A 21,232-nucleotide genomic window follows, 5' to 3' on the forward strand; every position below is an offset into this window, starting at 1 on the left:
CGAGAAAGCTCGCCGCCCGCTGTTTCGCGACCGGGTCGCGGATGTTGCGGGCGCGGTACACCTCGCTCACGGCCCCCGGGCGCCAGGGTGCACGGCCCGACATCTGCCGTAACCGCAGCGGCACTTTCGCTTACCGGCAGGTGACGGCCGGGCAATCCCGCCGTAACACGTGAAGCGGAGGCTGGCCGGCATGGCCCCCCTCACCCCGTCAGGACCGCTCACCGGCTTCACCGTCGGCGTCACCGCCGCACGCCGCCGCGAGGAGCTCACCGCCCTGCTCACCCGGCGCGGCGCCCAGGTGGTCGAGGCGCCGGTGCTGCGCATCCTCCCGCTCGCCGACGACCTCGCCCTGCGCGAGGCCACCGACCGCTGCCTCGCCGGCCCGCTCGACTACGTGGTGGCCACCACCGGGGTCGGCTGGCGCGGCTGGATGAGCGCGGCCGAGGGCTGGGGCCGGGGCGCGGCGCTCGCCGAGGCCTGCCGGGGCGCCGTGGTGCTCAGCCGCGGCCCCAAGGCCACCGGCGCGGTCCGGGCCAGCGGGCTGGACGAGGAGTACTCCCCCGGGACCGAGGCCACCGGCGAACTGCTGACCTGGCTGCTCGCCCGCCCGCTGACCGGGCGCCGGATCGCCGTCCAGGAACACGGGGTGCGGCTGGACGCCTTCGCGGCGGCGCTGCGCGAACGCGGCGCCGAGGTGATCTCCGTCCCGGTCTACCGCTGGGCGCCCCCGGAGGACCCGGGCGCGGTCCGACGCCTCCTCGACCAGACCGTCCGCCGCCAACTGCACGCGCTCACCTTCACCAGCGCCCCCGCGATCACCGCCCTGCTCGCCGCCGCCGAAGCCGAGGGACTGCACGGCGCGCTGGTCGACGCCCTGCGCGAGGACGTGCTGCCGGTCTGCGTCGGCACCCTGTGCGCCCGGCCGCTCACCGATCTCGGCCTGCCCGCCGTGCACCCCGAACGTGGCCGGCTCGGCTCGCTGGTCCGACTGCTCGCGGACGTCCTGCCGGGCCGCGGCAAGCGCGAAGTCGCCCTCGCGGGGCAGCTGTTGACCCTCCAGGGGAACGCCGCCATGGTCGACGGGGAGAGCCACTGGCTCAGCCCGCGCGGCGCCGCCGTCCTGCGCGCCCTCGCCGAACGCCCCGGCCGGGTGCTCAGCCGCGCCGAACTCCTGCGCGCCGCCTGGCCGGACGCCGGCGCCGACGAGCACGCCGTCGAAGCCGCCGTCGGCCGGCTCCGCGCCGCCCTCGGCCCGCACGCGACCCTGATCCGCACCGTTCCCAAGCGCGGCTACCGACTGGCGGCAGGCTGATGGCACCGGCCCTGCTCGCCGTCGCCCACGGCAGCCGAGACCCGGCGGCGGTCACCGCGACCCGCGCCCTGCTGCGCCGAGTCCGCTCCCTACGGCCCGAACTGGCCGTCCACTGCTGCTTCCTGGACCTCGCCCGCCCCACCCTCCCGGACGCGCTCGACCGACTCGCGGGCAGCCGGCCGATCCTGGTCCCGCTCCTGCTCGGCACCGGCTACCACGTCCGCGTCGACATCCCCGCCGCCCTCACCGCCGCCGGACTCCCCCACCCCCACCTCGCCCCCGCTCTCGGCCCGCACCCGCTGCTCGCCGAGGCCCTCGCCGACCGCCTCACCGAGGCCGGCGCCCCCGCGGACGCCCCGGTGGTCCTGGCCGGAGCCGGATCCTCCGACCCCGCCGCGCTCGCCGACACCGCCAGGACCGCCCGGCTGCTGGCCGCCCGCCTCGGCCGCCCGGTCACCCCCGCCCACCTGTCCGCCGCCGCACCCACCCCGCACCGGGCCGTCGCCGACCTGCGGGCCGCCGGCCACCCCCGGGTCGCCCTCGCCACCTACCTCCTCTCCCCCGGCTTCTTCGCCCGCCGCGCCGCCACCACCCCCGCCGGCTGGACCAGCGCCCCGCTGGGCGCCCACCCGGCCGTCGCCCGGCTGGTGCTGCGGCGCTACGACGAGGCGCGGGCCGCCTCAGTCCTGCCCGCCGCCGCCTGACGCTCCCCCGACGAACGCCAGCAGCCGCTCGTTGACGAGCTCCGGCCGCTCCAGGTTCAGCCCGTGCCCGGCCCGGTCGACGATCTCGGCCCGCACCCCGGGGACCAGCCTCGTGACCCGCTCCACCACCTGCCGCGGCCGCAACAGGGCACTGCGCCTGCCCACCAGGACCAGCGCGGGCACCCCGACCGAAGCCAGTTCCTCGTCCGTGAACGGCCGGGCCGGCGGACGGGAGCCCGGCTTGTAGCTGCGCATGGCGAGCATCAGCGGCGCGATCATCTCGCGCGGCGCGCCGAGCGCCGGGTTCGCCAGCAGCCGCCCCAGCGCGGGGCGCAAGCGTCGCGGGGCGAGCATCCCGAACAGGCCGGCGACCATGTGGACGTAGAACCGCGCCGGCACCTTCTCGATCCCACCCGGATCCAGGGACGCGACCGAGGCCAGCCGCCCGGGCGCGTGGATCGCCTGGTTGAGCGCCAGCCACCCGCCGTACGAGACCCCGACCAGGTGCACCCGCTCCAGCCCGAGGCCCGCGAACACCTCACCGAGCCATGCGGCGTTCTCCGCCGATCCGGCCGCGACGACGCGCTGCACGCTGCGCCCGGGGTCGTCGAGGGTGTCGACCGCGTAGACGGGGTGCCGCTCGCCGAGGGCGGCGATCTGCGGGTACCAGTTGGACGGGTGTCCGGCGTGGCCGTGCAGCAGCACGATCGGCTCGCCGGTCGTCGCGCCGTAGTGGTGGACGTGGACGCTGCCGTACCCGGTGTCGACGTCGAACTCCTGGCGCGAGTCCGGCCACAGGGTCATCGCGCGGTCGTACGCCTCGAGGAACGTCGCGCGGGCCTGCTCGCTGACGAAGTGTCCGACGCTGGTCCTGGTCATGATCCCTCCCGATTTTGATGGTATGTTTGTACCACAAAAATATTCGAAGGGAACCCGATGCCGAAGCTGGTGGACCACGAGGAACGGCGCGCCCACATCATCGACGCCCTGCTCCGCTCCGCGGCGAGCAACGGCCTCCACTCCGTCACCATGCGCTCCGTCGCGGTCGAGGCCGACGTCTCGGTCCGGCTGGTCCAGTACTACTTCGACACCAAGGAGAAGCTGCTCCTCGCCGCCATGACCCGCCTCGCCACCCGCATGGGCGAACGGGTCCGACACCGGGTACACGCCACCGGCGCCGGCACCGACCCCCGCACCATCGTCGAAGCGGTCCTCCTCGAAGCCGTCCCCACCGACGAGGAGAGCCGCGCCTTCCACCTCATCTACACCGAGTACGCCGTACTCTCCGTCACCGACCCCGCCCTCGGCGGCCGACCCTTCCTCGCCGCCCCCGACGAGATGGAAGCCTTCCTCGCCGCCCAACTGACCGCCGCCCGCGGGGCCGGCGACGCCGACCCGCACCTCGACCCCCACCAGGAGGCCGTCGTCCTCCTCGCCGTCTCCGCCGGCCTCGGCCTCAGCGTCCTCCTCGGCCAGCGCACCGCCGACCAGGCGACCACCGTCCTGCGCTACCACCTCGGCCGCGTCTTCCCCGGCCGCCCCTGACCCCGCCCGGAGGACAGTGGTGCGAGTCTGCGGTGGCCACCCGTCGGGGAGGTCGGGCAGCGCGATCGCGGCAGTGTCGATCACCCTGCGGTAGGTCGAGGTGCAGCCGTACGGTTCGGGGCCTACGAGCGCGGGGCGGAGACGTAGGCGACATCCACATCCGGGCTACTGGCACGTGAAGGGCCCGCCGCACGGTCGACGGGCCCCCAAAACGCGGCACGTTTACCGCTGGCCGGCGGCGGCCCTGGTCTGGGCGCCGGTGTCCTCGTCCTCGCCCTGGTCGTCGTCGCCCCAGCCGTCGCTGCGGTCGCGGTAGAGGGTGAAGCGGTCGTAGAGCACCGGCGTCGGGAAGGGGCCGGCGGCCGTGGCCGGGACGGAGTGGTAGTAGCTGACGGTGATGGAGGTGCGGCCGCCGGGGACGAGACCCGGGTCGACGTCGAACACGGCGACGCCGTGCGGGAAGTGAGTGTCCGGGTCGGTGACGGCCGACCAGTGGGCCTTCTCCTTGGCGTCCGGGTCGGCCTTGAAGGTGAGCCGCTGGGTGCGCACGCTCGCCTCGCGGATGCCGTTCCCATCGGCGGGCAGGTAGACGTCGTCGTGCCCGGCCGTGCCGCCGCCGCCCAGGATGAGGTGGACGGTGCCCTGCGAGGTGTCGATCTGCCGCAGGTCGTCGTCGGCGACGGCCGGGGTGAGCAGGCCTCCGGGCTCGGTGCCGCGCACCGGGTGGGTGCGCTCGTAGTCGTGGTCGTGGCCGGCGAGCACGAGGTCGACGGAGTGACGGTCGAGCAGCGGCAGCAGCTTCTCCCGGATGCCCATGTCGCCGCCGTGGCTGGCGGCGGACGAGGACATCGCGAACTGGTGCAGGTAGACCACGATCCAGTCCACCGAGCAACCGCCCCGGGCACGCTCCAGCAGCCGCTCCAGCCAGCGAAGTTGGGCGCCCTCGCTGTAGTCGCTGATGTAGATGGACCGGCCGGTGGCCGGGTCGATGCTGGCGTCGTCCTCGACGGCGATCTCGTTGCCGTCCAGGCTCACGAAGAGCACCGAACCGACCTGGAAGCCGTACCAGTTGCCGCAGTGGTCGCGGGTGCCGTTGTCCGGCAGCTCGAAGCGGGTCAGGTACGAGGCATACCCGAGGTCCCCGCCGCCGGCCTCGACCTCGTGGTTGCCGGGTGTGGGCATCCAGGGGCGGTTGGCGGCCGACTTCGCCATGTTGTTCATGAACGCGTTCCAGGCCTGCGGCTGGCGCTGCGGGTTGTTGTTGGCGTACGCGAGGTCGCCGTTGAGCAGGTGGAACAGCGGGTTGAACTGCTCGACCTGGCGGACGGCGGCCGCGCCGTGGATCGAGGACTTGCTGAACACGTTGTCGCCGGTGCCCAGGTCGCCGAAGCTGGTGAAGCGGAACGCGGCCCGGCCGCGCGCGGGCGCCGTGCGGAAGGTGCCGCGCACCGGCTGGGTGCCGTCGTGCAGCACCTCGTAGACGTACGTGGTGTCAGGCCGCAGTCCGGTCAGCCGGGTGTGGTGGGTGAAGGTCTCGACCTTGTTGAGCCCGTCCACGTAGCTGCGGCTGCGCGCGTTCACGGTTCGGCCGGCACCTTCGCGCGGGGTGCCGATCCGCACCCGGGGGCGGCTGACGCTCGCCGCCGTCGCCCAGGACACCGTCATCTCGCGGGACGGCTCGCTGCCCCACTGCAGGTGGATCTGCTCCGGGCCGGGGGTGCCGGCCACCGCCGGCTGTGTCCACAGCAGGGTGGACGCGGGCAGCGCGCCGAGCGCGCCGACCGCCGCCCCCGTCCGAAGGATGGTTCTGCGCGAGGGATTCGTCGAAGGGTGTGCCACCACTGCCGCCTCCTGGGCTCGGGAACGCCCAGGAGGCTCCCAGCCGGACCGCACGGCCGGGCCACACCCGACCGTGCGCACGGCGAACGGCAGTTGAACACCGACCGGCCGGAGAACATCTGCGCACAACCTTGCGGGCCGATTCGGGACCCGGGCAGCCCGGCGGCGACCCCGTCCAGGGCCTGCGAGCAGAGGCAGCCCGCTCGGCGGGTACGGCCGGATGGCCGCGGGCCGACTTGATGGTCCCTGGCGGCCGTGCGGGTGACCTGCCCGACGTGTCGGCGCCCGAGTGCCCCACCCGTCGTGCATGGGTGGGAGTGCGCCGTCTCCGGACGGCGCGTGTCCTGTCCCCGGAGCTGAGAGCCGCCCATGCCTACCACCGCCCGTCTCCGCAGTCTGGTCCCCACCGCGCTCTGCGCCCTCGCCGTGGCCCTCGCCGCCCCCGCGGCCCACGCCGCGCCCCCGGGCCGCGACACCGGGTCCGATCCCGGCCGACCGGGCGGCGGCCGGTACGACTGGGACAGCGTGGCGGCCTGCGAGAGCAGCGGGAACTGGCGCGTCAACACCGGCAACGGCTACTACGGCGGCCTCCAGTTCGACCAGGCCACCTGGCGCGAGAACGGCGGTCTCGCCTACGCCCCGCGCGCCGACCTGGCCACCCGCGACCAGCAGATCGCCGTCGCCCAGCACCTGGCGGGCCACCGCGGCCTCTCCCCCTGGCCGGTGTGCGGCGGCCGTGCCGCCCGCGGCCGCGACCGCGACCGCGACGGCGCCCCGCCGCCCCCCGCGTCCGCCCCGCCGCGTCGGTCTCGCCCGTCGCACCCGTCGCACCCGGCCGCCCCCGCGGCCCCGGCAGCGTCCGCGACCGCGGACGGCACCTGGACGGTCCGCGAGAACGACACCCTCGCCGACATCGCCGATCGCCTGCGCATCCCGGGCGGCTGGCCCGCCCTCTACGCCCTGAACCGCTCCGCCGTCGGCGAGGACCCGGACCTCATCCAGCCCGGTCTGGTCCTCGACCTCCCCTCCTGACCCTCCCGGGTCCTCTCCCCACCCCTGATCCGCCGCCCACGCCCTCCCCTCCCGGGCGTGGGCGGCGCCGTGTCCGGTCGGGGTTGCCGCCGGACGTGCCCCCGGGGACGCCGTGCCCCCGGGGACGCCGACGGCCCGCCCGCTCGGATGAGCGGACGGGCCGTGCGGGCCGTGCGGGCCGGGTTACGGACCGGCGTGGCGGTGGTGGGGCGCCGGGGTCAGCCGACGTGCACGCGCGGGCGGCGCGAGCGGTCGGGCTCGGCTTCGCGTAGCACCTCGCGGGTGACCGGCGCGACCTCGCCCTGGCCGAACAGGAAGAACCGCAGGAACTGGGCGAAGGGGTTGCCCTCGGTCCACTCGAAGTAGAGGTGCGGCCGCTGCCCGGTGCGGTCCCGGACGGTGAGCGCCAGCGCCGCGATCGCGTTGGGGATGCTGGAGCTCTCCAGGGTGAGCACCCGGTAGCGCCCGTGCAGGACCTCGCCGCGGACGGTCAGCTCGGACTCGAAGTCGGAGGCGTCGCGCACGGTCACCTCGACGAAGACCAGGTCGTCCTCGCCGGGGATGTCGTTGTCGGCGCGGATCTGGCGGATCTTGTCGCGGTACTCGGCGTTGTCGCGGTGGCTCGGCTCGTTGGCGATGAGTCGCAGCGGACGGTGCGCGTAGTCCCTGATGAAACGTTCCGCCACCTCGTCCAGCTCGACGTTCGTGACCCGCAGCTCGAAGGCGCGGCGCAGCCGCGACAGCAGCGAGACCAGGATGATGCCGGCGATGAAGCAGGCGCCGATCTTGAGACCGTCCGGCCGCTCCATGACGTTCAGCACGGTGGTGTAGAGGAACACCGCCGCGATCACCGCGAAGGCGATGGTCCAGCCGCGCTGACGCTTCCGGTACGCGGCGATGGTCACCGCGATCGCCGCCGAGCTCATCAGCACCAGCACACCGGTCGCGTAGGCGCCGCCCTGGGCGTCCACGTTGGCATCGAAGATCCAGGTGATCAGGAAGGCGACCAGGGTGAGCACGATCACCATCGGGCGCACCGCGCGCGCCCAGTGCGGGGCCATGCCGTAGCGCGGCAGGTAGCGGGGGAGCAGGTTGAGCATGCCCGCCATCGCCGAGGCACCGGCGAACCAGAGGATCGCGATGGTCGAGAGGTCGTAGACGCTGCCGAAGGCGCCGCCCAGGTACTGGTGGGCCAGGTACGCGAGGGCTCGGCCGTTGGCGTCTCCACCCGGCTTGAACTGGTCGGCCGGGATGAGCAGCGTGGTGATGAAGCTGGTGGCGATCAGGAAGCAGCTCATGATCACGGCGGCCGAGGTGAGCAGCTTGCGGGTGCCGCGGATCCGGCCCGTCGGGTTCGCCTCGGTGTCGCCCGGGTCTCCCTGGATGTGCGGCATCACCGCGACACCGGTCTCGAAACCGGACATGCCCAGTGCGAGCTTCGGGAAGAGCACCAGCGCCACGCCGATCATCAGGATCGGGTTGCCGTGCTGGGTGGTCAGCGCGTCGGTCCAGTCGGAGATCACGTGCGGAGCCTGGATGATCTTCCAAAGGCCCACGGCGACCACGACCACGTTGAGCACCAGGTAAACGCCGACCAGAGCGACTGCCAGGCCGATCGCCTCGCTGAAGCCCTTCAGGAAGACTGCGCCGAGGAGCGCGACCAGGAGCAGCGTGATCAACACCTGCTTGCCGCCGAGGACGCCGGTCAGGTGGGGATTCTCCACCAGGTGCGCGCTCGCGTCGGCGGCGGACAGCGTGATGGTGATGATGAAGTCCGTCGCCGCGAAGCCGAGCAGGGCGAGGACGAACAGCTTGCCCTTCCAGAAGGACAGCAGCCGCTCCAGCATCGAGATCGAGCCCTCGCCGCGCGGGCTCTCCTTGGCCACGCGGTGGTACACCGGCAGCGCTCCGAACAGGGTGACGAGCACCAGCACGATGGTGGCGATCGGCGACAGCACGCCCGCGGCGAGGGCGGCGATGCCCGGCTGGTAGCCGAGCGTCGAGAAGTAGTCCAGGCCGGTCAGGCACATCACCCGCCACCAGCGCTGGCCGGCGTGCGCACCGTGCGCGGCGGAGTCCCCCGCCGCCGCGCCCTCGTGCGGCGCCTCCGGACCGTCGGCCGGGCCGGACGGCTGCGCGGGTTTCTCCGCGCTCACGTCCGCCAGCAGCCAGCTCCGCAACCGTATTCGCGCCGACGGCGTACCCACCGCCGTCGTCCCCGTCGGACCCGACGAAACCACGTGACACCTCTTGTTTAAAGACCCCGTAAAAGCGCCGTCGGGCGACGGCAGTGCGCCAGGCTATGCGACCTCCGTTAAGGAGACGTCATCGGCCCGCGTTAAGAAAACGTCATGAACGCGCAGGTCGGCGCGGGTGGCACGGCGCCGCGGTCCGGGTGCCGCAGCGGGCGGGGGCCCGGCGGTGCCGCACGGGTGCCGCACGGCCCGCCCGGACGATCACGAGCCGCCGGAGCGGAACCGGGGTCCCGCCGCCGCGGCTCGTGATCGTCCGGAGGGTCAGGCCCGGTAGCCGAGGACGGTCATCATGCCCGTCTCCGCGTGGTAGACGTTGTGGCAGTGGATCATCCACAGTCCCGGGTTGTCGGCGTCGAAGTCGACGGCCAGCGTCGAGCCCGGCAGCACGATCGCGGTGTCCTTGCGCGGGCCGTCGCCGGGCAGCGCGAAGCTGTGGCCGTGCAGGTGAACGGGGTGCCACATGCCCGTGCTGTTGCGGAACTCCAGCCGCACCCGCTCGCCCGCCGCCACCGGGTGACGCTGCGCCGGGTCGTACCTCCGGCCGTCGAACGCCCAGTCGGCCTTCGCCATGCCGCCGGTGAGCTCCAACTGCACCGTGCGATCGGGGGACTTGGCGGGCAGTCGGACGCTCGGGTCGGCCTTGAGCGAACCGGCCGTGACCAGCCTGCCGTCCAGTTCGGCCGGACGCACCGAAGCGCCGGGCGCCGCGCCGCCACCGGTGCGCAGCACGGCCAGCGCGGTGGCGCCCTTGCCCTCGGCGAGCGCGGTCAGCGGGAAGACCCCGTCCCCCGCGGTGACCAGGACGTCGTAGCGCTCGCCCATGCCGAGCAGCAGGGCCCGAGTGGTGGCCGGTTCGACCGGGAAGCCGTCGGTGTGGGTGACGGTCAGCTCGTGACCGCCGAGCGCGACCCGGTAGGCGGTGTCGCCGCCCGCGTTGATCAGCCGGATCCGGATCCGGTCGCCGGGCCTGGCGGTGAAGGTCTCGGGCGCGCCGGGGAGACGGCCGTTGACCAGGTGGAACGGGTGGGCGACGTCGCCGGCGTCGCCGCCGAGCAGGGGGCTGCGCGCTCCCATCGGCATCCGGGACGGCCCGGCGCCGCCGCCCGACGGGCTCCCGGCACCGGGCGCCCCCGGCATCCCTGGCATCCCTGACATCCCCGGCGTCCCCGGCGTCCCGGACATGTCGTGGCCGGAGCCGCCCGCGTGGTCCATGCCGCCCGTGCCACCCATGCCGCCCATGCCACCCATGTCGCCCATGCCCTTGGCGAGTTCGGCGAGGACGGCGTCCGGGGTGCTGCCGTCGACACCGTCCACCCAGTCGTCCAGGACGACGACCCACTCCTTGTCGTAGCGCAGCGGCTCCTTCGGGTCCTCCACGATCAGCGGCGCGTACAGCCCGCGGTCCTGCTGGACGCCGGAGTGCGGGTGGAACCAGTACGTGCCCGGGTGGCCGAGCGCGAAGCGGTAGTCGAACGAGGCGCCGGCCTTGACGGCGGCCTGGGTCAGACCGGGCACGCCGTCCATGTCGTTGCGCAGCGCGAGGCCGTGCCAGTGCAGCGAGGTGGGCTGCGGCAGGTGGTTGGCGAGGGTGAGGGCGAGCGTGTCGCCGACGGTGGCGCGGACCTCCCGGCCCGGCAGGACGTCGCCGTACGCCCAAGTGCGGACGGTGCGTCCGCCGAGGTCGAGGGTGGTCTCGGCGGCGATGAGCGTGACCTTCCGCTCCGGGCCGGGGTTGCGCCGGGCCTCGGCTGCGGCGACCTCCGGACCGTTCGGCAGGACGAAACCGGCGGGGGCGGAGGCGGCGGAGGAACCGGTGGGGGCGGCGGAGGGGCCAGCGGGGGCGGCCGGGCCGCCCGTGGCGCCGCGGCTACCGGACGAGTGGTCCATGCCGTTCGTGGAGTCGGACGAGCAGGCAGCGAGCAGGCCGGTCCCGGCGGCCGCGAGCGCGGCGCCGAGGACGGTACGACGGGTGGGTGTGCGCATGACGGAGTGCACCTCGTGCGGTGGTGTGGGCGTACAGGACGTCGCGTCGGCCGTTCCGCACGCGGGCGCTTCGCAGCGCGCGCGGGCGCGGGACGGCGGCCGCGCGCCTACTGACGCAGCACCGAAAGCCGGGTGAGGAGGATCCGTCCGCCCCCGGGCGGGGGCAGCGCGCGCACGGCCCGCAGCAGCCGGGCCCGCACCTCGGCGGCGGCGTCACCGCTGCGACGCAGCAGCGGGCCGACGACGAGGAGCACCACGGTCCAGGCGGCGAGGACGGCGAGGCACACCGCCATCGGGTCCATGCCGTCGGCGGCGGGGTCGACCCCTGGCGCATGACGGGCCGCCGGGTGACGGTCGTCGTCCGTCAGCCGGTGCCCGGTGCCGGCTGCGTACCCGGCTTGTGATTGACGGGCCGCCGACTGACTGGCCGCCGGGTGACGGGCCGCCGCATGACGGGCCGCCGCATGACGGGCCGCCGGGTGACGGTCGTCGTCCGTCAGCCGCTGCTCGGCTCCGGCCGCGTGCCGGGCAGCCGGGTGCCGGTCGTGTCCGCCGTGCGCCCCGGCCGGGTGTCCGAGCGTGTGCATCGTCACGATGCCCAACAGGAGTGCGGCGAGGAGCAGCAGCCGCGGCCCCCACGGGACGCGGGGCCCGAACGACCGCAGTGGCTGCGTCATCGTTCGCCTCCCCACCACTCCCGCCGAACCGTACCCCCACAGGGTATCCCGGAGGGGAGCGGCGAACCGGGCCGGGGCCAACCTCGTTCACCCTCTTGGCAGGTGCAATTTCACATTGCTATGTTACGGCTCACACCGAGGGCGGCCAGACCCCACAGCGTCCGCCCCCGCGTCCCCCGGCAGGCCCGGGCCGGAACCCACGGCACTGCCGCCTCGCACCGCCCTGCCACTTCCCCCTCCAGGAGATCCGGTGTCAACTTCCCGCGTTGCCAGGCGAGTCCTGCTCGCCTCCGCGATGGCCGCCACGCTCACGCTGCCCACCCTGCAGACCGCCCAGGCCCTCACCCCGACACCACCGGCCGCCTCCGCGCCGAAGGCCACCACCGCCGCACCCGCCCCGGCCGACTCCGACCGGCGCACCGCCTACGACGACGTCGACCACCTCGGCACCGACACCGCCAAGCCCGGCGCCCCCGCCCCGGCCCCCGGCGGCGGCTCGCTCGGCACCACGCTCGTCCCCGGCCTCCTGCCCGACCACGTCGGCGCGCCCGCGCCCACTGCCGACCGGCTCACCGCGACTGCGGCCAGCACCCTCACCGCGCGCACCGCCGCCGGTGTGCCCTGCACCCTCGACGGCCTCACCGGTCTCGGCGCCGACCAGTTGGTCGCCTTCCTCACCGATCCGGCGGTCACCGCCGACGGCTGTCTCAACTCGATCCTGTGGACCTGGGACGCCCGCTTCACCACGACCATGGACAACACGCACGTCCAGGCCGTCGCCAAGCGGATCACCCAACTGTCCGCCACCGACGACGGCACCGGCTCCTCGCACGTCTACGAGCTCTGGACGTACCTGCACGCGACCGTCTACCACGCCTTCGGCCACCACGAGTTGAACCTCGGCGACCAGGCCACCCTCGGCGCGGTCCAGCAGGCGATCACGGCGTACGCGGGCAGCGCGCACGCCTTCGACCGCACCGACCTCGCCGCGAACGTCCTGCGCGAGGCCGCCATCACCGCCGGCGCCGACGGCCTGCGCCAGAACAACCTCGGCCTCGCCCGGCGCATCCTCGGCGTGCTCGCCCCCGGTACCACGGTGGCCGACAGCGCCGCCTGGGGCAAGGCCGTCCTCCAGGCGCTCAACCTCAACTACCTGGGCATATACAACCAGGACCCGGCCTTCCTCGCCGCCGTCGCCGCCGACGCCGACTACCGCGCCGCGTTCCGCGCGTACGCGTCCTGGGGTCACCTCAAGGGCACCAAGAACGCCTGGGCCGCCCGCGACGCCGTCGCCGAGGCCGGCCGCTTCGGCCAGATCGCGGCCCTGCACGACGCCACCGTCGCCGACCTCGGCTCGCTGATCGGCGCCACCAAGGCCGCCTTCGGCGAATGGTCCGACCCGTGGGCCAAGGCCATCGGCTGGGCCGCCACCTACGGCGTCTGCAGTCAGTACGGCGTCTGCGTGTCCGACCTGGAAGCCAAGATCTTCCCCCACACGTACACCTACGACAACGGCGCGATCGAGGTCCACACCGCCCTCGACAGGGCCACCGTCGACCAGATGTACTACGCGAGCAAGCAGGTCAAGACCCAGTACTTCCGCGTACTCGGCACCGACCAGCCGCTCGCCGGCGACGTCAACACCACCCTGCACATCCACCTGTACGCCTCGCGCGCCGACTACGAGGTCTACCAGCCGATCCTGACCGGCTACAGCACCAGCAACGGCGGCATCTACATCGAGCGCGGCGCCACCTTCTACACCTACCAGCGGCGCGTCCCCCAGGACTCCCAGCTCACCCTGGAGGAACTGTTCCGCCACGAGTACGTGCACTACCTCAACGGCCGCTGGGCGGTGCCCGGTTACTTCGGTGACCCGCGCTGGTACGCGGACGACAAGACCACCGCGATGGACGAGGGCACCGCGGAGTTCTTCGACGGCTCCACCCGCGACCAGGGCATCCTGGTCCGCAAGTCGCTGGTCCGCAAGCTCGCCGCCGACGAGGCCGCCGGCATCCCCCGGATGACCGTCGCCCAACTCCTGCACGCCCGCTACACCGACACCCCGGCGTTCCACTTCTACAACTACGCCGGCACCTTCTTCGAGTTCCTCTGGCAGCAGCACCCCTCGCTGCTGCGCGAGATGTACGGCTACGAGCGCGCCGACGACCCGGCCGGCTTCGACGCCTGGCGCGACCGCGTCGGCGCCGACGCCGCCCTGCAGAAGGAGTACTCGGCCTTCCTCGACGCGCAGATCAAGAACGTCGACAACCTGTACGTCCCGTCGACCACCTTCGTCCCCGACGGCTCCCTCGACCTCGCCTGGGCCGACGACGTCCAGGAGGAGTTCGCCGCCGCCACGTCCTCCACGCCGAACTGCAAGGACAACGGCGACTGGGCCAACAAGCCGATGCGCTTCGTCTGCACCGGAAGGATCACCGCCAACCTCTCCGACTCCACCAGCCCGGACAAGGTCTTCAAGGACATGTCCGACACCGTGGACTACTTCATCCTCACCCGCACCAAGAACGTCGAGGGGGCCAACAACCTCAACGACATGAACTGCAGCTTCGGGAAGGTCGACGTCTGGACCGGCGGCAAGGCCGGCACCGCCGACTACACCTGCGAGGGGCCGCTCCGCCGGTAGCCCCGAACGGCCGGTCCCGGTACGGACGGTGGGATCCGTACCGGGACCGCGCGGTCGCGCGGCCGCTCCCCGGTCACGGCGCCGCCGCGTCCACAACGGCGGCCGCGACGTGCTCACGGAACCAACGGTGCGCCGGATCGGCCGAGTTGCGCGGGTGCCAGGCCATCCCCAGCTCCATCGGGGCGAGTTCGAGCGGAATCGGGAAGGTCCGCAGCCCCAGCGCGTCGACGGCGCCCGGCAGCCAGTCCGCCAGGCCCAACGCCACCAGGTCGGTGTCCCGGGCCAGCAGCATCGCGCTCGTGTGGCTCGGCACGACGACCGCCACCCGCCGCCGCAACCCCAGCTCCGCCAGCGCGCCGTCGATCGGCCCGCGGCGCTTGCCGCGCCGCGAGATGCCGATGTGGTCGGCCTCCGCGAAGCGGCGGGCGGTGATCCGGCGGCCGTCGAACAGCGGGTGGCCGCCGCGGGCCACGCCGACCAGCGGAGCCCGGAGCAGCTGCCGGGTGCGGACCTCCGGGTCCACGTGCCCGAGCACACCCACCTCGACGTCGACCAGCCCCTGCCGCAGTGCCGGTCCACCCTCCAGCGCCTCCGGCAGGAACACCACGTCCACCCGCGGGGCCTCCGCCCGGATCCGCTCGGTGAGCACGCCGGCCATCCGCACCAGCATCAGCTCACCGGCCTGCACGGTGAACGTGCGGTCCAGGTGCACGGCGTCGAACCCGGCTCCGGGCCGTAGCACGTTGTCGCAGCCGCGCAGCAACGCGCCGACCTCCTCCCGCAGTTCGAGCGCCCGCGGGGTCGGCACCATCCCCTGCCCGGCCCGCACCAGCAACGGGTCCCCGACCGCGCGGCGCAGCCGGGCCAGCGTCCGGCTCACCGCCGCCGGCGAGCTGCCGAGACGCTCGGCCGCCCGGGTCACACTGTTCTCCTGGAGCAGGGCGTCCAACGCCCGCAGGAGGTTGAGGTCCATCATGCACGGCTCCTGAACTGCGCTTTTACACCTGGGGCAACTATTCGATGCTCATCCTTGCATTGTTCCGGCGTCCCCGGGCGGACGAGAGTGGAGCCGTCCACGAACCCCGTTCCACGGAGACCCCATGTCACAGCGCCCGTCCCCCGTCGACCGTTCCGGCCTCGCCGGTGACGTCCTCGCCGTCGTCAGCCAGAGCGGCCCGACCGTCTCCTTCTTCGACGCCGCCACCGACCGGCTCCTCGACACCGTCGAAGTCCTCGCCGAGCCGCACGAGTTGTGCTTCGACCCGACCCGGCGGCTGCTCTGGTGCGCCACCGCCTACGACTCGGGCTACTACCACGCCCACAGCGGCAAGCGCACCGAACTGACCGTCATCGACGCCGACACCCGGCGCATCGTCGAGGTGGTCGACCTCGCCCCCGAACACGGCCCGCACGGACTGGCCCTGGACGCCGCCCGGAACCGGCTCTACGTCAGCGTGGAGGGCGGACCGGACCGCCCGGGCGGCGTCGTGGTCATCGACACCGGGACCCGCCGCCCGATCGGCCGGATCGACACCGACGCCCCCGGGCCGCACTGGTTCGCCGTCTCCCCGGACGGGCGCACCGGCTTCGCCAGCAACAAGGAGGCCCCGTTCGTCTCCGTGGTCGACCTGGAGCGTGGCGTCCTGACCGCCAAGGTCGAGGTCCCGGGCAGCGAGGGCGTCGCCGTCTCCGCCGACGGCACCCGGGCGTACGTCGCCGGGCCCTACCTCGGCTTCGCCGGGACACCCGGTGCCATCCCCGGCATCCGCGTCATCGACGCCGGGTCGGCCTCGGTCGTCGACACCCTCCCGACCGGGTCCGCCGCGCTCCCGGTCCACCTCACCTCCACCGGCAGGCTGCTGGCCGGCGAGATCCACTCGGCCCCCGGCGAGGAGACCGGGCTTGGCCACCAACTCCCCGGCCGGCTCACCGTCTTCTCCGCCGACGACCACCGACACCTCGGTTCCGTCGAGGTCGGCCTCTTCCCCCTGACCATCACGTCCTCCCCCGACGGCCGCTTCGCCTACGTCTCCGGCGTCGTCTCCTCCACCGTCGACGTCATCGCCCTCGACACCCTCACCCGCGTCTCCCGCCTCACCGTCCCCAAGCGCGCCGAACCCGGTGCCCACGGCCTCGCCTACATCCCCCGCCCCGCCTGAACCCAGCCCGTCCCGGGCCCGAGCCGGCCTCGGCGACCACCCCCGGAGGCACCCTGACCTCCCCCTGGAAAGCGTCCCCCAGGGGCGTGGACACGCCCGCGGGCGGGCAAGGGCCAGTCGTGGCAGCAAGCACGCGCGACGTGAGAAGGTACGACCCATGAAGCCGATCAAGTTCATCCTCAATGTCATCTGGCTCATTTTCTGCGGCATTTGGATGGCACTTGCCTACGTGGTCGCCGGCATCATCTGTTGCATCCTGATCATCACGATCCCGTTCGGGATCGCTTCGTTCCGGCTCGCCGGCTTCATCCTGTGGCCGTTCGGGCGGACCGCGGTCGAGCGGCCGGATGCCGGGGCGGCGTCCTGTGTCGGCAACGTCATCTGGCTGGTGTTCGCCGGGTGGTGGCTGGCGCTGGCGCACCTGATCACCAGCATTCCGCTGTTCCTGTCGATCATCGGGATCCCCTTCGGCTGGGCCAACCTGAAGATGATCCCGGTCTCGCTGACGCCGCTGGGCCGCGAGATCGTCTCGACGGACGAACCGTGGGGCGGGCGGTAACCGCCACAGATCTCGACGGCCGGCGAAGGGCAGCAGCCTTCGCCGGCCGTCGGCGTTCCCGCACCCGTCGGTGTCCTGCTTCCCGTCGGCGTTTCCGGCCGGCTCGTGCGGGGCGGACCGAGAACGTCCGCCCGGTCAGCGGCGGGCCGCCGTCCTGCGCACGCCGTACGCGGCGGCGCCGAGGGCGAGGACGGCGGCTCCCCACAGGACCGATTCCGCCGGGAGGGCGAGGGCCAGCGCGAGGCAGCCGGCCGCGCCGACGACGGGGACGACCCTCGGCGGGCGGCCCTCGGCGGCGGTGAGGGTCCAGGCGGAGGCGTTGGCGACGGCGTAGTAGGCGAGTACGCCGAAGGAGGAGAAGCCGATCGCGCCGCGGACGTCGCCGACCGCCGCGAGGACGGCGACGACCGCGCCGACCGTCAGCTCGGCGCGGTGCGGCACGCCGAAGCGCGGGTGGACGGCGGCGAGCGCAGGGGGCAGGTGGTGGTCGCGGGCCATCGCGAGGGTGGTGCGGGAGACGCCGAGGATCAGGGCGAGCAGCGAGCCGAGGGCGGCGACCGCCGCCCCGATGCGCACCACCGGGACCAGCGCGGGCGCGCCGGCCGCCCGGACCGCGTCGGCCAGCGGCGCCCCGGCGTGGGCGAGCCGGTCCGGGCCGAGGACGGCCAGGACGGCGAGCGCGACGGCGGCGTAGACGACCAGGGTGATGCCGAGGGCGAGCGGGATCGCCCGGGGGATGGTGCGCCGCGGGTCGCGCACCTCCTCACCGAGGGTGGCGATGCGGGCGTACCCGGCGAAGGCGAAGAACAGCAGGCCGGCGGCCTGCAGTACCCCGTGGAACCCGGCGTCCGCGCCGACCGCCCAGCGGCCGGGGTCCGCCTCGCCGCCGGTCAGGCAGGCGGCGACCACGGCGGCGAGCACGCCCAGGACGAGGGCGACGATCGCCCGCGTCAGCCGGGCGGCCTTCTGCACGCCGACGTAGTCGACGGCGGTCAGCGCGACGACGGCGGCGACCGCGACCGCGTGGGCCTGCCCGGGCCAGACGTACGTGCCGACGGTGAGGGCCATCGCTGCGCAGGACGCGGTCTTGCCGACGACGAAACCCCACCCGGCGAGGTACCCCCAGAACTCTCCGAGCCGCTCCCGGCCGTACACGTAGGTGCCGCCGGACTGCGGGTAGCGGGCGGCGAGCCGGGCGGAGGAGGTCGCGTTGCAGTACGCCACCACACCGGCCAGCGCCAGCCCGATCAGCAGACCGGACCCGGCTGCGGCCGCCGCGGGCGCCAGCGCGGCGAAGACGCCCGCGCCGACCATCGACCCCAGCCCGATCACCACGGCGTCGAACACGCCCAGGTGCCGCCGCAGTTCGCCCGGTCCGGCCACTGACGCCGCCCCACTCATCGACCTGCACCTCTCCTCGTCGGGCTCGAACGGCGACGCACGATACCGGAGGCAGGGAAACGCCCGGGGCGGCGCGGGGCGGGCGGCCGGCGGGTGATCGGCGGGTGATCGGTCGCGCGGGCGGGCGGTCAGCGGGTGAGGCGGGCTTCGAGGGCGCGGAGGTCCGCGGCGAGGGAGGTGCGGACCGGGCGGGACAGCAGTGCGGTCAGGCGGTGGACGCCGGTGGAGCCGCCGCGCACGCGGATGCGGGCGAAGGTGCCGCCCTGGGTGGGTTCGAAGGTGTAGGTGACGTGCATGGGCATCGGCCCGGCCGCGGAGACCATGTCGAGCACCACCGGCGGGTGGTGGCCCGCGACCCGCAGGACGTAGTCGAAGCGCCGGCCGAGGAAGTGCGCGGTGCGGGTGACCTCGGCGCCCACGCCGAAGCCGCCGGCGTCGGCTTCGCGGGTGAGGGTGGCGTGGCGGATGCCCCGGGTCCACTCGTGGTCGTGGCGCCAGTCCATGGCGTAGGCGGCGACCGTGGCGGGCGGGAGGGGGATCAGGCGTTCCACCGTGACGTCGAGGCGCATGATCACACTCTCCCGCCGGGAGGCCGGGTCCGCCTTCCGGCGTGGCCGGTCAGCGGCTGCGGGAGTCAGGAGCCGTGGGGTCGTCGGCCGTGGGGTCGGTGGCCCCGCGGTCAATGGCCGCAGGGGTCAGTGGCCGCAGGGGTCGGCGGTGTCCCGGTGGAGGTCGGCGGGCCGGTCCGCGCAGGCGGCCACCGGTCCTGCCGATCCTGCCGGGTCGGCGAGGGCGGGCGCGGCGGGGTGGGCGAGGGCCAGGGCGAGGACGGCGGCGAGGACGGCGTCCGCCGGCAGGGACCGGACCTGGGGGTGAGCAGTCATGCCGGGACTGTGCGCACACCAACGGCTCGGCATTCCCGGACGGCCGCCCGTCCACCCGCCCGGGCGAGCGCACAGCACCGGCACGCGCCGCCCCCGCGGCCTCCGCCCCACGACCCCCGCCCCCGCGGCCCCCGCCTCCACGACCTCCGCCCCCGCGGCCCGGAGCACTACAGCCCCAGGATCCGCAGCGCCGCCTCCCGCATCTCGACCTTGCGGATCTTCCCGGTGACCGTCATCGGGAACTCCTCCACCACGTGCACGTAGCGCGGGATCTTGACGTGCGCGAGCCGGCCGGTGCAGTACTCCCGGACGGCCTCGGCGGTGAGCGGCTCGGCGCCCTCACGCATCCGGACCCACGCCATCAGCTCCTCGCCGTACTTCGGGTCGGGCACGCCGATGACCTGAACGTCGAGGACGTCCGGGTGGGTGTACAGGAACTCCTCGATCTCGCGCGGGTAGAGGTTCTCGCCGCCGCGGATGACCATGTCCTTGATCCGCCCGGTGATGGCGAGGTAGCCGTCCCCGTCCATCACCGCGAGGTCCCCGGTGTGCATCCAGCCGGCGGCGTCGACGGCCTCGGCGGTGCGCTCGGGCTCGTTCCAGTAGCCGAGCATGACGGAGTAGCCGCGGGTGCACAGTTCCCCGGGCTCGCCGCGCGGGACGGTGTCCCCGGTGGCCGGGTCGACGGCCTTGACCTCCAGGTGCGGGCCGACCCGGCCGACGGTGGAGACCCGACGCTCGACCGGGTCGTCGACCCGGGTCTGGGTGGAGACCGGCGACGTCTCGGTCATGCCGTAGCAGATGGAGACCTCGGCCATGCCCATCCGTTCGATGACCGCCTTCATCACCTCGCTCGGGCAGGGCGAGCCGGCCATGATGCCGGTGCGCAGGCTGCCCAGGTCGTACTGCTCGAAGTCGGGGTCGGCGAGTTCGGCGATGAACATGGTCGGCACGCCGTACAGCGAGGTGCAGCGCTCGGCGGCGACGGCGGCCAGCGTGGCGCCGGGCTCGAACGAGGGCGCCGGGATGACCGTGCAGGCGCCGTGGGAGGTGGCGGCCAGGTTCCCCATCACCATGCCGAAGCAGTGGTAGAAGGGCACCGGGACGCAGATCCGGTCCTGTTCGGTGTAGTCGAGCAGCTCGCCGACGAAGTACCCGTTGTTGAGGATGTTGCGGTGGGACAGGGTCGCACCCTTGGGGAACCCGGTGGTCCCCGAGGTGTACTGGATGTTGATCGGGTCGTCCGGGGTCAACTCGCCCTGGCGTTCGGCGAATTCGGCGAGCAGGTCCGGCGCGGCCCGTCGGCCGGCGGCGAGCACGGCGTCCCAGGCCGGGCCTCCGGTCAGCAGCACGCGCTCCAGCTCCGGGCAGCGGGGCCGCACGTCCTCGATCATCGCGGCGTAGTCGGAGGTCTTGAACCGCTCGGCGGCGACCAGCAGCCGGATGCCCGCCTGGTTCAGCACGTACTCCAGCTCGTGCGCACGATAGGCGGGGTTGACGGTGACCAGGACCGCGCCGAGCTTGGCGGTGGCGTACTGGGTGAGCGTCCACTCGGCGCAGTTGGGCGCCCAGATGCCGACCCGGTCGCCCTTGGCGATGCCGAGTTCCAGCAGGCCGAGGGCCAGGGCGTCGACGTCGGCGGCCAGTTCGGCGTACGTCCAGCGGCGGGCGGTGGGGCGGTCGACCAGGGCGTCGCGGTCGGGGAAGGCGCGCACGGCGCGGTCGAGGTTCTCCCCGATGGTGTCGCCGAGCAGCGGGACGTCCGAGGTGCCGGAGGCGTGGCTGCGCTGGGCGGGCGTGGTCGGCACGTGCGGGCTCCAGGGTCCGGCGGGGCGGGTCGGGGACCATGGTCCCGGTCGCGGGGCCGGCCCGCCACCCCCGAACGGGGGTACCGCAGCGGAGCACGAGCCGGACACGGCACCGGGGCCGCCCGTCGGGTTCGACGGCCGGCCCCGGGGCCGGAGCGCGGGTCAGGCGTTGATGCAGGTGTTGCCGATCGTCGGGTTCAGGATCGAGATGACGCCGATCGAGTTGCCGCAGACGTTGGCTTCGAGGTTGATCGGGATCTGGATCTGGTTGCCGGACAGGACGCCCGGCGAGCCGAAGGCGACACCGTTGGCGGTGGCATCGCCGGCGGCGGCGGTCCCGGCACCGGCGAGGACGCACACCGCGGCGACGGCCGTGGCGGCGAGGTAGGTGCGAATACGCATTCTTGCGTCACTCCTTGTGAGGGTG

General features: G+C 73.7%; 18 protein-coding genes. 7 read left to right on the forward strand and 11 right to left on the reverse strand.

The window, feature by feature from the left end:
• Positions 1-190 precede the first annotated feature (190 nt).
• On the forward strand, positions 191-1,312 hold the full coding sequence (locus tag ACFV04_RS11525; RefSeq protein ID WP_380528529.1) for a uroporphyrinogen-III synthase: 1,122 nt from the start codon (positions 191-193) through the stop codon (positions 1,310-1,312).
• Positions 1,312-2,016: a sirohydrochlorin chelatase gene (locus ACFV04_RS11530; protein WP_380345927.1), complete on the forward strand. Its 705-nt coding sequence runs from the start codon at positions 1,312-1,314 to the stop codon at positions 2,014-2,016. Before ACFV04_RS11525 ends, ACFV04_RS11530 begins: the two co-directional genes overlap by 1 nt.
• On the opposite strand, the gene ACFV04_RS11535 is transcribed toward ACFV04_RS11530, so the two are convergent.
• Entirely contained in the window at positions 1,993-2,895 is a 903-nt protein-coding gene (locus ACFV04_RS11535) for an alpha/beta fold hydrolase (RefSeq protein WP_380345928.1), read from the reverse strand. The two genes, ACFV04_RS11530 and ACFV04_RS11535, sit on opposite strands and share 24 nt — an antisense overlap.
• A 57-nt stretch (positions 2,896-2,952) precedes the next feature.
• On the opposite strand from ACFV04_RS11535, the gene ACFV04_RS11540 reads away from it, so the two are divergent.
• The gene (locus tag ACFV04_RS11540; RefSeq protein WP_380345930.1) at positions 2,953-3,561 is read left to right on the forward strand and encodes a TetR/AcrR family transcriptional regulator; all 609 of its coding nucleotides are present in this window, start codon (positions 2,953-2,955) and stop codon (positions 3,559-3,561) included.
• Between the two features lie 222 nt (positions 3,562-3,783).
• Here the strand turns inward: ACFV04_RS11540 and ACFV04_RS11545 are convergent, their stop codons facing one another.
• Entirely contained in the window at positions 3,784-5,403 is a 1,620-nt protein-coding gene (locus ACFV04_RS11545) for a purple acid phosphatase family protein (protein ID WP_380345932.1), read from the reverse strand.
• A gap of 366 nt (positions 5,404-5,769) precedes the next feature.
• On the opposite strand from ACFV04_RS11545, the gene ACFV04_RS11550 reads away from it, so the two are divergent.
• On the forward strand, positions 5,770-6,432 hold the full coding sequence (locus tag ACFV04_RS11550) for a transglycosylase family protein (protein WP_380528532.1): 663 nt from the start codon (positions 5,770-5,772) through the stop codon (positions 6,430-6,432).
• 218 nt (positions 6,433-6,650) lie between these two features.
• Here ACFV04_RS11550 and ACFV04_RS11555 read toward each other — a convergent pair whose 3' ends face one another.
• The 3 genes from ACFV04_RS11555 to ACFV04_RS11565 all read right to left on the reverse strand — a co-directional run bounded on the left by ACFV04_RS11555 (position 6,651) and on the right by ACFV04_RS11565 (position 11,347).
• Positions 6,651-8,462, reverse strand: a complete 1,812-nt coding sequence (locus ACFV04_RS11555; RefSeq protein ID WP_380345945.1) for an amino acid transporter — start codon at positions 8,460-8,462, stop codon at positions 6,651-6,653.
• Positions 8,463-8,948: 486 nt separating this feature from the next.
• The gene (locus tag ACFV04_RS11560; protein WP_380528534.1) at positions 8,949-10,670 is read right to left on the reverse strand and encodes a multicopper oxidase family protein; all 1,722 of its coding nucleotides are present in this window, start codon (positions 10,668-10,670) and stop codon (positions 8,949-8,951) included.
• Between the two features lie 107 nt (positions 10,671-10,777).
• Complete coding sequence (locus ACFV04_RS11565; RefSeq protein WP_380528536.1) at positions 10,778-11,347, reverse strand: hypothetical protein; 570 nt, start codon at positions 11,345-11,347, stop codon at positions 10,778-10,780.
• 250 nt (positions 11,348-11,597) lie between these two features.
• On the opposite strand from ACFV04_RS11565, the gene ACFV04_RS11570 reads away from it, so the two are divergent.
• Positions 11,598-13,994, forward strand: a complete 2,397-nt coding sequence (locus tag ACFV04_RS11570) for a collagenase (protein ID WP_380528538.1) — start codon at positions 11,598-11,600, stop codon at positions 13,992-13,994.
• 73 nt (positions 13,995-14,067) lie between these two features.
• Here the strand turns inward: ACFV04_RS11570 and ACFV04_RS11575 are convergent, their stop codons facing one another.
• Complete coding sequence (locus ACFV04_RS11575) at positions 14,068-14,967, reverse strand: LysR family transcriptional regulator (protein WP_380528567.1); 900 nt, start codon at positions 14,965-14,967, stop codon at positions 14,068-14,070.
• 127 nt (positions 14,968-15,094) lie between these two features.
• Between ACFV04_RS11575 and ACFV04_RS11580 the strand changes: the two genes are divergently transcribed.
• Positions 15,095-16,153: a YncE family protein gene (locus ACFV04_RS11580; protein WP_380528540.1), complete on the forward strand. Its 1,059-nt coding sequence runs from the start codon at positions 15,095-15,097 to the stop codon at positions 16,151-16,153.
• Between the two features lie 157 nt (positions 16,154-16,310).
• A complete protein-coding gene (locus tag ACFV04_RS11585; RefSeq protein ID WP_380528542.1) occupies positions 16,311-16,712 on the forward strand; it encodes a YccF domain-containing protein in 402 nt (133 codons plus the stop codon).
• Between the two features lie 135 nt (positions 16,713-16,847).
• Here ACFV04_RS11585 and ACFV04_RS11590 read toward each other — a convergent pair whose 3' ends face one another.
• From ACFV04_RS11590 to ACFV04_RS11610, 5 genes are all read right to left on the reverse strand, one after another.
• The gene (locus tag ACFV04_RS11590; RefSeq protein WP_380528544.1) at positions 16,848-18,113 is read right to left on the reverse strand and encodes an APC family permease; all 1,266 of its coding nucleotides are present in this window, start codon (positions 18,111-18,113) and stop codon (positions 16,848-16,850) included.
• A 128-nt stretch (positions 18,114-18,241) separates the two neighbouring features.
• The gene (locus ACFV04_RS11595) at positions 18,242-18,682 is read right to left on the reverse strand and encodes an SRPBCC family protein (RefSeq protein ID WP_380528546.1); all 441 of its coding nucleotides are present in this window, start codon (positions 18,680-18,682) and stop codon (positions 18,242-18,244) included.
• Between the two features lie 126 nt (positions 18,683-18,808).
• Positions 18,809-18,997 (reverse strand): hypothetical protein, encoded by a 189-nt coding sequence (locus tag ACFV04_RS11600; protein WP_380528547.1) that lies wholly within the window; start codon positions 18,995-18,997, stop codon positions 18,809-18,811.
• Between the two features lie 167 nt (positions 18,998-19,164).
• Positions 19,165-20,805 (reverse strand): AMP-binding protein, encoded by a 1,641-nt coding sequence (locus ACFV04_RS11605; protein WP_380528549.1) that lies wholly within the window; start codon positions 20,803-20,805, stop codon positions 19,165-19,167.
• 162 nt (positions 20,806-20,967) lie between these two features.
• Positions 20,968-21,207, reverse strand: a complete 240-nt coding sequence (locus ACFV04_RS11610) for a chaplin (RefSeq protein ID WP_380528551.1) — start codon at positions 21,205-21,207, stop codon at positions 20,968-20,970.
• Positions 21,208-21,232: the final 25 nt, after the last annotated feature.

It is taken from the genome of Kitasatospora sp. NPDC059599 (genome assembly GCF_042735125.1).
In the GTDB taxonomy this organism is placed as follows: Bacteria; Actinomycetota; Actinomycetes; order Streptomycetales; family Streptomycetaceae; genus Kitasatospora.

What these genes read in the sequence shown, in the direction of transcription:
- ACFV04_RS11525 (WP_380528529.1), top strand. Translation starts at nt 191, where the DNA reads ATGGCCCCCCTCACCCCGTCAGGACCGCTCACCGGCTTCACCGTCGGC.
- ACFV04_RS11530 (WP_380345927.1), top strand. Translation starts at nt 1,312, where the DNA reads ATGGCACCGGCCCTGCTCGCCGTCGCCCACGGCAGCCGAGACCCGGCG.
- ACFV04_RS11535 (WP_380345928.1), bottom strand. Translation starts at nt 2,895, where the DNA reads ATGACCAGGACCAGCGTCGGACACTTCGTCAGCGAGCAGGCCCGCGCG.
- ACFV04_RS11540 (WP_380345930.1), top strand. Translation starts at nt 2,953, where the DNA reads ATGCCGAAGCTGGTGGACCACGAGGAACGGCGCGCCCACATCATCGAC.
- ACFV04_RS11550 (WP_380528532.1), top strand. Translation starts at nt 5,770, where the DNA reads ATGCCTACCACCGCCCGTCTCCGCAGTCTGGTCCCCACCGCGCTCTGC.
- ACFV04_RS11555 (WP_380345945.1), bottom strand. Translation starts at nt 8,462, where the DNA reads ATGTGCCTGACCGGCCTGGACTACTTCTCGACGCTCGGCTACCAGCCG.
- ACFV04_RS11560 (WP_380528534.1), bottom strand. Translation starts at nt 10,670, where the DNA reads ATGCGCACACCCACCCGTCGTACCGTCCTCGGCGCCGCGCTCGCGGCC.
- ACFV04_RS11565 (WP_380528536.1), bottom strand. Translation starts at nt 11,347, where the DNA reads ATGACGCAGCCACTGCGGTCGTTCGGGCCCCGCGTCCCGTGGGGGCCG.
- ACFV04_RS11575 (WP_380528567.1), bottom strand. Translation starts at nt 14,967, where the DNA reads ATGGACCTCAACCTCCTGCGGGCGTTGGACGCCCTGCTCCAGGAGAAC.
- ACFV04_RS11580 (WP_380528540.1), top strand. Translation starts at nt 15,095, where the DNA reads ATGTCACAGCGCCCGTCCCCCGTCGACCGTTCCGGCCTCGCCGGTGAC.
- ACFV04_RS11585 (WP_380528542.1), top strand. Translation starts at nt 16,311, where the DNA reads ATGAAGCCGATCAAGTTCATCCTCAATGTCATCTGGCTCATTTTCTGC.
- ACFV04_RS11590 (WP_380528544.1), bottom strand. Translation starts at nt 18,113, where the DNA reads ATGAGTGGGGCGGCGTCAGTGGCCGGACCGGGCGAACTGCGGCGGCAC.
- ACFV04_RS11595 (WP_380528546.1), bottom strand. Translation starts at nt 18,682, where the DNA reads ATGCGCCTCGACGTCACGGTGGAACGCCTGATCCCCCTCCCGCCCGCC.
- ACFV04_RS11600 (WP_380528547.1), bottom strand. Translation starts at nt 18,997, where the DNA reads ATGACTGCTCACCCCCAGGTCCGGTCCCTGCCGGCGGACGCCGTCCTC.
- ACFV04_RS11610 (WP_380528551.1), bottom strand. Translation starts at nt 21,207, where the DNA reads ATGCGTATTCGCACCTACCTCGCCGCCACGGCCGTCGCCGCGGTGTGC.